Source organism: Rhodocyclus tenuis (assembly GCF_014197755.1).
In the GTDB taxonomy this organism is placed as follows: domain Bacteria; phylum Pseudomonadota; class Gammaproteobacteria; order Burkholderiales; family Rhodocyclaceae; genus Rhodocyclus; species Rhodocyclus tenuis.
Genome location: NZ_JACIGE010000002.1, coordinates 1 through 12,803, shown reverse-complemented (window position 1 = coordinate 12,803; position 12,803 = coordinate 1). Strand labels below are relative to the sequence as shown.

Genomic DNA, 12,803 nt, shown 5'->3' with positions numbered 1-12,803 from the left:
GGCCGTGTCCCCGTGCCTTGCGCGGCGCGGCTTGTGTGCCGCTGGGCCGGGTCCCGCGTGGGTCGCCGGCGCAGCAGCGGATTTGATGCCGCAGGGGGTGCTTTTCATGAAGAACCGTAAAGCGCTCGGCAGCAGGGTGAGGACGGCAGGAAGTTCCGATGATGCTCATCAGTATGATAAGCGTCAAGCTGAAATCCCGATTTCCGCGGTGGTTTTTGATTTTTCTACGGAACTTCGCCGAAATCCTGAAGAGAGTGTCTATAATGCGGATTTGAATCAATGGTCTATTACAAAAGTAATAGACGGTAAGAAGTCATTCATTCCGCTTCCGGGGTGTTGGCAGTGAAGTTACTTTCCGGCAAGGCTCCGTTGGCTGCCTGTGGTGCGCTCGCAATGGTGTAAAAGCCATGAAAACAGAGCGATTTTCATTGTCAGAATGACTGCTGTCGGTGCCTTTTCCATGCCGGTTGATCAGCGCCAGGCCTGTCCCCGATAAACGCTTGTTCATCCCTCGACGAATTTATTCCGTTGGTTATACATGAGCAGTCATCAACCTCCCGGCGACAAACCACCGATCGACGCCTACTTCCGCTTCCTCAATATCAGCCAGACCATCCGACAGGAAGGGGCCTTGGCAGGGGTTGATGCAGTCGATCAGCGCCTGCTTGAATTTGTCGGTGCGTCCGAACACCGGGGCGAGCGTCTTTCGGTAACCGGTGCGATGGCCTTCAAGGCTGCGGGGGCGCCGGCAACGGTATATCGCCGTCTGCAGCGCTTGCGCGAAAGGGGCTGGATCGAGGTCTGCCCGTGCCAGGATGACCCGCGCGCCAAACTGGTAACTTTATCGGCGAGCGCGCACGACTACTTTGCGCAACTTGCCGCCGCCTTGCGGCTGGCCGACCAGAACGGCGCGCCTGATTAAAGGGCGCAGAATTTCCGCAAGTTCGGCGCGGCGCTGTCAGCGCGGCGTCGGCAAGGGCTCGCCGCGGGGAATGAACAGCAGCGCCAGTCCGTTATTGCAGTAGCGCTCGCCACTCGGCTGCGGTCCGTCCTTGAAGACATGCCCCTGATGTCCGCCGCAACGGGAACAGTGGTATTCGGTGCGCGGCATGAGCAGTTTGTAGTCGGTCTTGAACGCAACTGCTCCGGGCAGTGCTTCCCAGAAGCTCGGCCAGCCGCTACCGCTGTTGTATTTCCGGCTGCTGGCGAAGAGCGGCTGATGGCAGGCGGCGCAGATGAACGTTCCCTCGCGTTTTTCGCTGTTCAGCGGACTGCTGTGTGCAAACTCCGTTCCCTCGGCGAAAAGCACGCGGTAGCGCTCTTGCGGCAAGTCCGCTTTCCAGTCGCACGCTGTCTTCGCTGGTGCGCCGATGCCGCCCTGAGCACTCTCGCCATCGGCAACAACCGGGAGCGCCGCTTTCGGCAGCAGGCCGGTGAGTGCGGGAAAAACCGATAACAGGGGCCGACTGCGCATGATTGATCCTCTTTAGCCAAAGCCTCTCTGAGTAGGCATGCCGCCCTGAAGTTCGCGGCTGCGCAGGTGGCAGGCTGCGCCCTTTGCATCCGCCATCTCGCGTAGTCTGCTGCGGCCTCAGGGGGGCAGTACATCCCGATCGAGTATGCCGTGACGCTTGGCTGGCTTTGGCCGATAATCCCTGAGGCCAGCGGGGACATATAATCCGCCAAGCCAGAGGGACCATGTTGCGGCGTGCCGTCGGTGAGAGTGCTTGGCGACGGGCACGTGCCGCCCCCCACTGAGAAGGAGTGCAAACATGAACACGACGACCCGGAGTGCGCGCCCGCAGGCGCGTCCGGATAACAGTGGCAGTCGCGTCAGCGGTGGTCTCGGTGGGCGCGGAGTGCCCTTGCCGCCTGCCGTGTCCGGGATCCGGCGCGAATTTGATTCGATCGCCGGCAGCCTGTCTTACTACCTTGCTGCGCCCGAAGGTGCGACGGATGCTCGGCCCCTGCTGCTCATTCATAGCGTCAATGCCGCCGCCTCGGCCTACGAGGTCGGGCCGATCTACGAGCACTACGCGCGGCAGCGACCGGTTTATGCGCTCGAACTTCCCGGTTTCGGCTTTTCGGCGCGGCGCGAAATCCGCTATACGCCGCGGCTGATGACCGACGCCATCCACGCCATGGTTGGCGAGATACGCCGCCTGCATGGCGCCGCGCCGATCGACGCGCTGGCGCTGTCGCTCGGTTGCGAGTTCCTGGCGCGCGCGGCGCAGGAAGCGCCGACATCGTTTGCCTCGCTGGCGCTGATCAGCCCCACCGGCTTCGACCAGCGCGGGGCGATCGCCGGCCCGGTCGGCAGTACGCGCGGCATGCCCCTGCTGCACGGATTTTTCACCGTTCCGCTGTGGTCGCGCCGGGTTTTCGAATTGCTCACCTCCCGGCCGAGTATTCGTTTTTTTCTCGAAAAAACCTGGGGGTCCAAGGAGATCGACGAGGGCGCGCTGGAGTATTCATGGCTGACCACGCACCAGCCCGGCGCACGTTTCGCACCTTACGATTTTGTCAGCGGCTATCTGTTCAGTCGCGACATCAGCCGTATCTATCAGGCGCTGCAGATGCCGGTGTGGATGGCGCATGGCGTCCGCGGCGACTTTGTTGACTACCGCGCCGCGCCGGCATTTGCGCGCAAACCGAACTGGAAGGTGGTAAGCCTGCCGACGGGAGCGCTGCCGCACTTCGAGATGCCCGGCGAGTTCATCCGCCGCTACGACGTCTTTCTCGACACCGCGGCGGCGTCGCGCTAGGACTCCCTGCGCGGCGAAGCAAGCTGCGCTGCGGGATCGCCGCGCTGACTCCCGGCTGGCAGCGGGTGCGGCGTTGCCGCGGCAGCGCCGCCGCCCCTTAGCGCGGCGGCGTTTGCGCGAGCTTCTGTTCTATCTTTGCCAGCGGCACGGCACCGGGAATGCGCTCGCCGTCGGCAAAGAAGATCGTCGGCGTGCCGTTGATGCCGAGTTTGCGGCCGAGTTCGACATTCTTCTGCACCGCGCTGGTGTCGCAGTCGCCCTTGCCCGAAGGGCTCTTGCCGTCAATCATCCAGTCGGCCCAGGCCTTGCTGCGGTCGGCCGAACACCAGATCTGTTTCGATTTGTCGAGCGAATCCGGCGAGAGGATCGGCAAGAGGAAGACGTACATGGTGACGTTTTCCAGGCGCGTCACCTCCTTCGCCAGCCGCTTGCAGTAGCCACAGTTGGGGTCTTCGAAGGTGGCGAAGACCCGCTTGCCGTCGCCGCGCACGATCTTCAGCGCCTGATCGAGCGGCAGGTCGCTGAAACGGATCGCGGTGAGCTTCTGCATGCGCTCGGCAGTGACATTCTTCATCGTCTTGCCGTCGATCAGCGGGCCGAGAAAGATCGTCGTCAGCTTCTCGTCGGTGTAGACAATCTGCCCGTCGCTGTAGACCTCATAGAGGCCCGGGTAGGGCGTTCGTGTGACGCTGTCGATACGGGTGCCGAGTTTGGCTTCCATGCCTTTCTTGACGCTGGCTTCGTCGGCGAAGACGGGAGTGGCAAAGGCCGTGGCGAGAGCGAGGGCAAGTACGGCGGGTGAAAGGCGACGCAGCATGGTGATCGTTCCTGAAAGAGAAGCAGCGGGCGGGAAGTCTGCTGTGGCAAGCGGCAAGGCGAGTGGTGTCAGACGCCGCCAAGCGCGTAACGGACGAGCAGGTTCTTGATGCGTGGCGAGCGTTGCGTCAGCGCAAGACCTGTCTGGCGCAGGGTCGGCAGGCCGGGCAGCCGGGCATGGAAGAGGCGGTGCAGGGCGTCGGTCGTATGCGTGAACAGCAGCGTTTCTTCGCGTCGCGCGCGCTGGTAGCGGCGCAGCAGGCGTTCGTCGCCGATATCCTGCCACGGCGGCGCGGCGGCGAGCAGTTCGCCGAGCGCCGCGGCGTCCTGGTAGCCGAGGTTGATGCCGTGACCCGACAGCGGGTGAATGCCGTGTGCGGCGTCGCCGATCAGCGCCACGCGCGGCGCGATCGTTGTCGGCACGCGCAGCAGCGACAGCGGGAAAGCAGCCGCCGGCGTCAACTGGCGCAGGCGGCCAAGCGCCTTGCCGCCGGCGGTGGCGACGCGTTCGGCCAGTTCGTCGGCTGACAGCGCGAGCAAGGCTTCGGCGTGTGCCGTTCCGGTCGACCAGACGATCGAGATTCGATTGCCCGGCAGCGGCAACCAGGCGAGCACACCGTCGTCACGGAACCACTGGCGGGCAGTGCTGCGGTGCGGACGCTCGCAGGCGTAGTTGGCGACGACGCCAAGTTCGCCGTAGGGCGTCTCCTCGGCCATGAGTCCGGCGGCCTGGCGCAGCCAGGAGTCGCGCCCGTCGGCACCGACGACGAGGCGGGCTGTTAACTCGCTGCCGTCGGCCAGCGTCAGCCGCGCGTCGTCAGTGCCGCTGGCGTCGACTTGCAGTGCTCCGGGTATTGCCGGGCGGAAGATAGTGACGTTGCTCTGGCGTTTGACGTTTTCCCACAGTTCATCGGCGACGAGCGCGGATTCGAGAATCCAGCACAGCTCGTTGCAGCCGCTCTCGGCGGCCGAAAAATCGAGGCGGGCGTCACCGTCGCCGAAGATCTGCATCTCGCGCACCGCCGCCATGCGCGTCGCGTCGAGGTGCTTCCAGGCGCCGATGCGCAGCAGGAAGGCGGCGTTGGCCGGGCTCAGCGCGTAGACGCGCGCGTCCCATTCTTCCTGCTCGCCGGCGGTGGGCGAGGCTGGGATCGGTGGGCGGTTACGCCGCGGCGTATCGGGACTGCTTTCGATGACGGCAATTTTCAGCCGCGTGTCGCGCAGCGCGCAGGCCAGCGACAAGCCGGCCAGACCGCCGCCGACGATGAGAACGTCGAATTGCATGCTTATGCTCCGGCAAGCGGCGATTGTGCCCTGCGCTCTTCTTCTTTTACAAGCGCGACGGCGTGTGCTTTCATCGCGCCCATGTCTGATATCCCCTTCGCCGGCAGCGCTGCGCCGGCATTCGTGTCCGCTGCCGATGCTGCTGGACTTGCCGCTGCGCCGGCAGATGCCGAGCTCAGACCGGCCGGTGCACCGGCAGACGCCGGCGCTGCTCGCTACTTTCCGGCGATCATCTGCGCCGAATTCGACTCGCCGATCGACGCCTTGCTGGCGCTGACGGTGCCGCGTGACGAGGCGCTCGATCTGGTTGTCGCCGCCTGGCCGGAGTGGCGGCGCGAACTCGCCGCGCCTGTTTCGCCAGCGCCGCCAGACGAGCTTGCCAATAAGGTATACGTAGCTGCCGCCGCGCAGGATCTGCCGGCGCTGCTGACGCGCATTTCCGGTGGCCGCCATGTCGCGGTGATGTTGACCGCTGCCGGGCGCTGGGCCGCGTGCAACGCCTTTCCCGAGCCGCCGTGCCTGTCACTTGCCGACGCTGAAGCGCGCCTGGCGCAGTTGTTGCGCCGCCGCCGCCGCGGCTGTATCGGTCGCCTGGCATGAGCCACCGGCGCCATGCGCCGAAAAAAACAGGAAGCAAACGCGGCGTTTTGGAATAATCGCGGCCAATCGAACGATGCGAAGGATCTGCCCGCATGGCAAACCCCGGTAATACCTACACCGCCAGCGACATTGACGTGCTGCGCGGCCTCGAGCCCGTCAAGCTGCGTCCCGGCATGTACACGCGCACCGACTCGTGCGCGCACGTCATCCAGGAGGTGATCGACAACGCTGCCGACGAGGCGCTCGCCGGCTTTGCGCGGCACATCACCGTCACGCTCTATCAGGACAACTCGGTCGCCGTCGAAGACGACGGCCGCGGCATTCCGGTCGATCTGCATCCTGTGGAAAAGGTGCCGGCGGTGCAGCTGGTTTTTTGCGAACTGCACTCGGGCGGCAAGTTCCACAAGCAGGACGCGAACTCGGTCTACAAATTTTCCGGCGGTCTGCACGGCGTCGGTGTGTCGGTGACCAACGCGCTGTCGACGCGGCTGGAAGTGGACATCCGTCGCGGCGGCAAGGCCTACCGGCTCGAATTCGCCAATGGCGGCGAGATCGCCGTGCCGCTGACGACGGTGCGCAAGAACGAGAGCAGCGTCAGCGGCACGTCGGGAACGCGCGTTCGCGTCTGGCCCGACGCGAAGTACTTCGAATCGCCGCGCATTCCGCAGGACGAGATCGAGCGCATGCTGCGCGCCAAGTCGGTGCTGCTGCCCGGCGTGAAGAGCGTGCTGCGCATCGAGCAGAAGGACGGCAGTTTCGACGAGCGCGCCTGGCACTACGCCAACGGCCTCGCCGACTACCTTGCCGAGATGTGCGGCGACGCCGCGTGCATCGGCCAGATGTTCGCCGGCGAAGCTTATGCTGCCGCTGATACTGCCGAATCTTCGTTTGCCGAGGGCGAGGGCGCCGCCTGGGCGATCTGCTGGACCGAGGATGCGGGGACGCTCGGCGAGTCCTACGTCAACCTGATTCCGACGGTCAGCGGTGGTACGCATGAGGCCGGCTTGCGCACTGCGCTGTTCGAGGCCTTGAAGCGCTTTGCCGAAAGCCACGGGCTGATGAGCAAGGGCATCAAGCTGACGCCCGAAGACTGCTGGCGCAACGTGCGCTTCGTGCTCTCGGTCCGGCTGCTCGATCCGCAGTTTCGCGGGCAGGTCAAGGAGCGCCTCGATTCGCGCGAGGCGCACCGGCTGATCGTCGAGATGGTCAAGCCGCGGCTCGAATCCTGGCTGATCGCCAACATCGACTCGGCGCGCGCCATCGCCGATCTGGCGCTGAACCATGCACGGGCGCGCCTGCGCGAAGGGCAGAAGGTCGAGCGCAAGCGCTCGGCCGGCGTCAGCCAGTTGCCGGGCAAGCTGACCGAATGTGCCAGCGCCGATCCGGCAGAGTGCGAGCTGTTCCTGGTCGAGGGCGACTCCGCCGGCGGCAGCGCCAAGCAGGCGCGCAACAAGGACAATCAGGCGATCCTGCCGCTCAAGGGCAAGATCGAGAACACCTGGGAGGTCGGCGGCGACACCGTTCTCTCGAATGCCGAGGTGCACGACATCGCCGTCGCCATCGGCATCGACCCGCACGCCTTTGCTCCCGCGGCCGATGGCGATGCGGCAGCCGCCGTGAAAGTGCTGGCCAACCTGCGCTATCACACCATCGCCATCATGGCCGATGCCGACGACGACGGCCTGCACATCACGACGCTGCTGCTGACGCTGTTCTTCCGCCACTTCCCGCAGGTGATCGCCGCCGGCCATCTCTATATTGCGCAGGCGCCGCTGTTCCGCATTGACGCCGCGGCAGCGGGCAAGTCGCGGCCGGCGCGCAAGCTGTACGCGATGGACGGCAACGAACTGCAGGCCGTACTCGACCGCCTCGGCAAGGAAGGCTACCGCGACATCCGCACCTCGCGCTTCAAGGGTCTCGGCGAAATGTCGCGCGAGGAGCTGTGGGAAACGACCATGTCACCGGATACACGGCGCCTGCTGCGCGTCGAGCTGCCGACGGCAGAAGATGAATTCGGCGAAACGCAGGCGCTGTTCGGCCACCTGATGGCACGCAAGGAAGCCGCCTGGCGGCGCGACTGGATGTCGCGCGCCGGTTATCAGATCGAGGATTGAGCGACGATGTCCAGTATTGAAGAACTGCCGCGCGAGGGCGTTTCCATCGGCAGCTTTGCCGAACGCGCCTACCTCGCCTACGCCATCATGGCGGTCAAGGATCGCGCCATTCCGATGGTGCACGACGGCCAGAAGCCGGTGCAGAAACGCATCCTGTTCAGCATGTGGGAGGCCGGGCAGAAGTCCGACAGCAAGCCGGTGAAGTCGGCGCGCGTTGTCGGCGACGTGCTCGGCAAGCTGCATCCGCACGGCGACACCGCGGTGTACGACGCGATGGTGCGGCTGGCGCAGGATTTCACCGTGCGCTACCCGCTGATGGACGGGCAGGGCAATTTCGGCTCGCTCGACGGCGACTCGCCGGCGGCGATGCGCTACACCGAAATCCGTCTGGCGCCGATCGCCGAGTTGCTGCTGTCCGAAGTCGACCGCGGCACGGTCGATTTCCAGGACAACTACGACGGCTCCTTCCAGGAACCGAAGGTGCTGCCAGCGCGCCTGCCGTTCACCCTGCTTAACGGTGCTTCGGGTATCGCCGTCGGCATGGCCTGCGACCTGCCGCCGCACAATCTGAAAGAAGTAGCGGCGGCCTGCGTCGCCTATATCCGCAACCCGGAGATCAGCGTCGGCGAGCTGATGACGCACCTGCCCGGACCGGATTTCCCCGGTGGCGGCAAACTGATCTCGCCGGAGGCCGACATCCTCTCGGCCTACGAGTCGGGGCAGGGGTCATTGCGCGTGCGTGCGCGCTACGAGTTCGAGGAGATGGCGCGCAACCAGTGGCAGGTGGTGATCACCGAATTCCCTCCCGGCTGCTCGGCGAAGAAGGTGCTCGAGGAACTCGACGCGCTGGCCGACCCGAAGCTGAAGGACCCGAAGAAGGACAAGCTGAAGCCGCAGCAGCTGGTGGCGAAGCAGCGTGTGCTGTCACTGATCGACAACGTGCGCGACGAGTCGGACAAATCGACCTCGGTGCGTCTGGTGATCGAACCGAAGAACTCGAAGGTCAATCGCGACGAGCTGATGACCTTCCTCTTTGCCGGCACCAGTCTTGAATCGTCGGTGAAGATCAACCTCACCGTCGTCGGTCTCGAAGGCAATCCCTCGCGCAAATCGCTGAAGATGCTCGTTGGCGAATGGGCGAGCTTCCGCCTGACGACGGTGACGCGTCGCTGCCAGTTCCGGCTCGACGAGGTCGACCGCCGTCTGCACATCCTCGACGGGCGCAAGATCGCCTTCCTGCACATCGACGAGGTGATCCGCATCATCCGCGAGAGCGACGAGCCGAAGGCGGCGCTGATGAGCGCCTTCGGCCTGTCCGAAACGCAGGCGCAGGACATTCTCGAAATCCGTCTGCGCCAGCTGGCGCGCCTCGAATGGATCAAGCTGGAAAAGGAAGCGGCCGAGCTCGCCAAGGAGAAGGCGAAGCTCGAACGTCTGCTCAACTCGCCGAAAGCGATGCGCGAGGCGATCATCGGCGAGATCGAGGCCGATGCCACGCGCTACGGCGACGCCCGGCGGACCGTGATCGAAGAGGAGGCTTCGTCGTCGTCCGGGCTGCCGGTGGCCGCGGTTGCCGACGAACCGGTGACCGTCATCCTGTCGAAGAACGGCTGGCTGCGCGCGCGCCCCGGCCATGGCGTCGACCTCGCGCAGGTCGGCTTCAAGCCCGGCGACGAACTCCTTGCCGCGTTGGAGACGCGCACCGTGCTGCCGGTGGTGCTGCTCGACAGCGACGGTCGCAGCTACTCGTTCCAGGCGTCCGAGGCGCCGACCGGCCGCGGCGACGGTATTCCGATCACCTCACTGATCGAGGTGCAGAACGGCGCGCGCCTGCTCTACCTGCTCGGCGGCGACCTTGAGAGCAAGTACCTGTTTGCCGGCCAGGGCGGCTACGGTTTTGTCAGTGCGCTGAAGAATCTGGTGGCGCGGCCGCGTTCGGGCAAGACCTTCCTCACGCTCGACGACGGCGAGCTGCCGCTGCCGCCGCTGCTTCTGCCGGCCGACACGCGCGGGCTGTGGATCGGCGGCAGCACGACGAGCGGCCGCTTCCCGGTCTTCCCCTTCGCCGAAATGCGCGAGCTGGACAAGGGCAAGGGCGTCAAGCTGGTCGGCCTCGAACCGGGCGCGACGCTGGCGATGCTGCTGCCGCTGCACGGCGACCGCGTCGTCCTGCAGCTCAACATCCGTGGCCGCATCATGCCGCTGGTGCTCGCCGGCGATGAGCTCGACCAGCACCGTGTGCATCGCGGCGCCAAGGGAACCTGCCTGCCCAAGCAGGGCGTCGTCGTCGGCGTCGGGCCGGTGGTGAAACGTAGCGAAGACAAGTAACCCGGCGCACCGTCCTGCCTCGCGCGCCGGCCGAGTGCCGAGTGGGCCGTCAGGCGCGGCGGTGCGCTGATCGGGCTGCCGGCAAGGCGCTGGCGGCGCAGCTCCCGACTTGTCTTCGCGGCGCTGCGGCGACCTTGCGGCCATCTCACCAGCGCCGGAAAACAAAAGGCCAAGCTCGAAAGCTTGGCCTAAGTGTTTGAATTTTTGGTGGTGATGGGCAGAATTGAACTGCCGACCTATGGGTTATGAATCCATCGCTCTAACCAACTGAGCTACATCACCATCTAGGGCGCAAGATTATACGGGCGAGGGCTGCTCTCGGTCAATCTTCCCTTGTGCATCGCTCCTCAAGCGTGCGTTCGTTGTTTAGTCTCTGCCCCGATCAGTCCTTTCATTGTCCTTGCTGTTGGCTAAGGCTTTGTTGTGGTTGGGCTTTGTCTGGCGGGAGATTGACTTCAGCAGTCCGGCCGCTAGACTCGCCCTTGCTTGCGCTGGCGCGCCAGCGTTTCTCTTCAATGATTTGATTTTCTTCTATTCTGTTCGGGACAAGTTTATGGATACCCTCGCGGTCGTACTGGAAGCACCGGAAAGTCTTTCTCTGCGGCGCCTGGCGCTGACGGCGCCGGGTGATGAGGATGTCGTTGTCGATATCGACTGGAGCGGTATCAGCACCGGCACCGAGAAGCTGTTGTGGACAGGGCGCATGCCGCCTTTCCCCGGGCTGGGTTATCCGCTGGTGCCGGGTTACGAGTCGGTCGGTCGCGTCATCGCTGCCGGCGAGCGTTCGGGGCGCGCGGTCGGTGACTATGTCTTTGTTCCCGGCGCGAAGTGTTATGGCGAGGTGCATGGCTTGTTCGGCGGCGCTGCAGCGCGTGTTGTCGTTCCGGGTGCGCGCGTCATCCCGTTCAGCGAACAGTTGGGCGAGCAGGGCGTCCTGCTCGCACTGGCGGCGACGGCGTATCACGCGCTCGTTGGCGGTGAGTTGCCGGAACTGATCGTCGGTCATGGCGTGCTCGGCCGCTTGCTGGCGCGTCTGGCCGTCGTCGAGGGCGGCAAGCCGGTGGTCTGGGAGCGTAATCCGCAGCGCATGCAGGGCGCCGAGGGCTATGCCGTGATCGATCCGGCGACCGACACGCGCAAGGACTATCGCGTCATCTGCGATGTCAGCGGCGATCCGTCGCTGCTCGATACGCTGATCGGCCGCCTGGCACGCGGTGGCGAGGTCGTTCTTGCAGGTTTCTATGACAAGCCGTTGTCGTTCAATTTTCCGCCGGCGTTCATGCGAGAGGCGCGTCTGCGCGTCGCTGCCGAGTTCCGTGACCCCGATCTGGCGGCAGTGAAAGCGCATGTCGAGAGTAGTCGCCTGTCGCTCGCCGGGCTGATCACGCATCGCCTGGCTGCAGCGGAAGCGCAGGCGGCGTATCGCACCGCTTTTGGCGATGCGGGCTGCCTGAAGATGGTGCTCGACTGGCGGAACAGCCGCTGATTCCGGATGTGCCGCGATGGTTCCGTACTTTCTGCGCCTGTCCGCAAAAAATGTTTGACTTTCATTTTTTGCGGAGTAGACTGGCACCGTCTGTTACACAAACGATACAAATTGTTTGAAACAGCGTTACAGTCGGTGTCGGGGAGCGATGCCGGCTATCCGCCGGGTGATGCAAGTCACCTTGGTAATCCTTGCCGCGCGGGAGATGCGCGGTTTCAGCCGAAAGGCTCATCAGGAGGTATTTACTGTGGCAGATGCTAATAAAGTTTGGCCGACCGGCCTGACCGTGGCAGAAGCGGAAGAGCTTCACACGTACGTCACCAACGGTTTTCGCGTTTTCGTTGGTATCGCGGTTGTTGCACACGTTCTCGTGTTCGCAGCGCATCCGTGGGGCAGGGGCGGCGCCCTGGTTGCCCAGACCGTTCTGCCGTTTCTGAGCTAGGAGATAAAACATGACTAACGGAAAAATCTGGTTGGTTGTCAAGCCCACCGTTGGCCTCCCCATCGGGATGCTCTTCGCAGCTCTGCTCGCCGTTCTGATCCACGGCCTGCTGTTCGTTGATGGCCGCCTGAAGTCGTGGTGGAGCGAGTTCCCCGTTGCCAAGCCGGCCGTCGTTTCGGTCCAGGCTGCTCCGGCTCCGGTTGCTGCTGAAGTCAAGTAATAGCGATAGCTGTAAGAGAGGGGTGAGCTGGCGGTGCCATCTTGCCCCTTTTTTCGTCGTTCGCGCCGCCTTGGGGTTGGTAGTGGCGACAGTGATTCTGCAGTAGCAGTGGTGGTGCATCGGCTGGCAGTTTGAAGGTCGGGCCGTTTTGGGTTCGATTTCGAGTTTCCCGTGGTGCCTGCCTCCACGGAAATCCCCGCCGCGCGGGATGTGCGCGGTAACGGCCGCAAGGCCTATCAGGAGGTTAAACAACTATGGCTGAAGATAGGAAATCCCTGTCCGGGCTGACGGAGCAGGAAGCCCAGGAGTTCGGAACCCTGTACACGCAGGGCGTCGCTTTTGTTGCGGTTATCGCGATCGTCGCACACGCACTGGTGTGGGCGTGGCGTCCGTGGCTTCAATAAGCTTTTGACATCTGTCAGAAAGGAGTATGGACATGGCTGCTGCTCAATGGAAACTTTGGTTGGTTCTGGACCCGCGCACGGTGATGATCGGCACGGCGGTTTGGCTGGGCGTTCTCGCTCTGCTGATTCACTTCCTTTGCCTCGGTACCGAACGCTTCAACTGGATCGACACCGGCCCGAATCCGAACAAGAAGGTCGCTGTCATGCAGGTTCCGGCGACGCCGGCACCGGCTTCGCTGGTTGCCTAGCAAGAGTCGTTTGCCGAAGGAATCGGGCGGGGCGGGTGAAGGGTGCTCGCGCCCGTTCGTTTCCGGGAGCGCTATAAGGAGGCAGCCAGGGGCATG

14 protein-coding genes and 1 tRNA gene are annotated in these 12,803 nt (G+C 64.2%); 11 read left to right on the top strand and 4 right to left on the bottom strand.

Annotated features, from left to right (window positions below; all coding sequences use genetic code 11):
* The first annotated feature begins 106 nt into the window (after window positions 1–106).
* Both GGD90_RS02730 and GGD90_RS02725 read left to right on the top strand, forming a co-directional pair.
* Window positions 107–346: a hypothetical protein gene (locus tag GGD90_RS02730; RefSeq protein WP_153115742.1), complete on the top strand. Its 240-nt coding sequence runs from the start codon at window positions 107–109 to the stop codon at window positions 344–346.
* A gap of 192 nt (window positions 347–538) precedes the next feature.
* Window positions 539–922 carry a helix-turn-helix domain-containing protein gene (locus GGD90_RS02725; protein ID WP_153115741.1) on the top strand — a complete coding sequence of 128 codons (384 nt, stop codon included), beginning with the start codon at window positions 539–541 and terminating at the stop codon, window positions 920–922.
* A 36-nt stretch (window positions 923–958) separates the two neighbouring features.
* On the opposite strand, the gene msrB is transcribed toward GGD90_RS02725, so the two are convergent.
* The gene (gene msrB / locus GGD90_RS02720) at window positions 959–1,474 is read right to left on the bottom strand and encodes a peptide-methionine (R)-S-oxide reductase MsrB (protein WP_153115740.1); all 516 of its coding nucleotides are present in this window, start codon (window positions 1,472–1,474) and stop codon (window positions 959–961) included.
* Window positions 1,475–1,772: 298 nt separating this feature from the next.
* Here msrB and GGD90_RS02715 point away from each other — a divergent pair, with 298 nt between their 5' ends.
* Window positions 1,773–2,765 (top strand): alpha/beta fold hydrolase, encoded by a 993-nt coding sequence (locus GGD90_RS02715; RefSeq protein WP_153115739.1) that lies wholly within the window; start codon window positions 1,773–1,775, stop codon window positions 2,763–2,765.
* A gap of 97 nt (window positions 2,766–2,862) precedes the next feature.
* On the opposite strand, the gene GGD90_RS02710 is transcribed toward GGD90_RS02715, so the two are convergent.
* The gene (locus GGD90_RS02710) at window positions 2,863–3,582 is read right to left on the bottom strand and encodes a DsbC family protein (protein WP_184414904.1); all 720 of its coding nucleotides are present in this window, start codon (window positions 3,580–3,582) and stop codon (window positions 2,863–2,865) included.
* 68 nt (window positions 3,583–3,650) lie between these two features.
* Window positions 3,651–4,865 carry a UbiH/UbiF family hydroxylase gene (locus GGD90_RS02705; protein ID WP_153115738.1) on the bottom strand — a complete coding sequence of 405 codons (1,215 nt, stop codon included), beginning with the start codon at window positions 4,863–4,865 and terminating at the stop codon, window positions 3,651–3,653.
* Between the two features lie 81 nt (window positions 4,866–4,946).
* On the opposite strand from GGD90_RS02705, the gene GGD90_RS02700 reads away from it, so the two are divergent.
* The 3 genes from GGD90_RS02700 to parC all read left to right on the top strand — a co-directional run bounded on the left by GGD90_RS02700 (window position 4,947) and on the right by parC (window position 9,907).
* On the top strand, window positions 4,947–5,465 hold the full coding sequence (locus GGD90_RS02700; RefSeq protein WP_221227642.1) for a hypothetical protein: 519 nt from the start codon (window positions 4,947–4,949) through the stop codon (window positions 5,463–5,465).
* A gap of 92 nt (window positions 5,466–5,557) precedes the next feature.
* The gene (locus tag GGD90_RS02695) at window positions 5,558–7,579 is read left to right on the top strand and encodes a DNA topoisomerase IV subunit B (protein WP_153115737.1); all 2,022 of its coding nucleotides are present in this window, start codon (window positions 5,558–5,560) and stop codon (window positions 7,577–7,579) included.
* 6 nt (window positions 7,580–7,585) lie between these two features.
* Window positions 7,586–9,907, top strand: a complete 2,322-nt coding sequence (gene parC / locus GGD90_RS02690; protein WP_153115736.1) for a DNA topoisomerase IV subunit A — start codon at window positions 7,586–7,588, stop codon at window positions 9,905–9,907.
* A 205-nt stretch (window positions 9,908–10,112) separates the two neighbouring features.
* Here parC and GGD90_RS02685 read toward each other — a convergent pair.
* Window positions 10,113–10,189, bottom strand: a tRNA-Met gene (locus GGD90_RS02685).
* A gap of 271 nt (window positions 10,190–10,460) precedes the next feature.
* Between GGD90_RS02685 and bchC the strand changes: the two genes are divergently transcribed.
* From bchC to pufA, 5 genes are all read left to right on the top strand, one after another.
* Window positions 10,461–11,393: a chlorophyll synthesis pathway protein BchC gene (gene bchC / locus GGD90_RS02680; RefSeq protein WP_153115735.1), complete on the top strand. Its 933-nt coding sequence runs from the start codon at window positions 10,461–10,463 to the stop codon at window positions 11,391–11,393.
* 148 nt (window positions 11,394–11,541) lie between these two features.
* A complete protein-coding gene (gene pufB / locus GGD90_RS18190; RefSeq protein WP_200385603.1) occupies window positions 11,542–11,835 on the top strand; it encodes a light-harvesting antenna LH1, beta subunit in 294 nt (97 codons plus the stop codon).
* A gap of 10 nt (window positions 11,836–11,845) precedes the next feature.
* Window positions 11,846–12,055, top strand: coding sequence for a light-harvesting protein (locus GGD90_RS02670; RefSeq protein WP_153115734.1), 210 nt, complete (start codon window positions 11,846–11,848; stop codon window positions 12,053–12,055).
* 254 nt (window positions 12,056–12,309) lie between these two features.
* Window positions 12,310–12,459: a light-harvesting antenna LH1, beta subunit gene (gene pufB / locus GGD90_RS18385; RefSeq protein ID WP_153115733.1), complete on the top strand. Its 150-nt coding sequence runs from the start codon at window positions 12,310–12,312 to the stop codon at window positions 12,457–12,459.
* 32 nt (window positions 12,460–12,491) lie between these two features.
* Window positions 12,492–12,707, top strand: a complete 216-nt coding sequence (gene pufA / locus GGD90_RS02660) for a light-harvesting antenna LH1, alpha subunit (RefSeq protein WP_153115732.1) — start codon at window positions 12,492–12,494, stop codon at window positions 12,705–12,707.
* Window positions 12,708–12,803 lie beyond the last annotated feature (96 nt).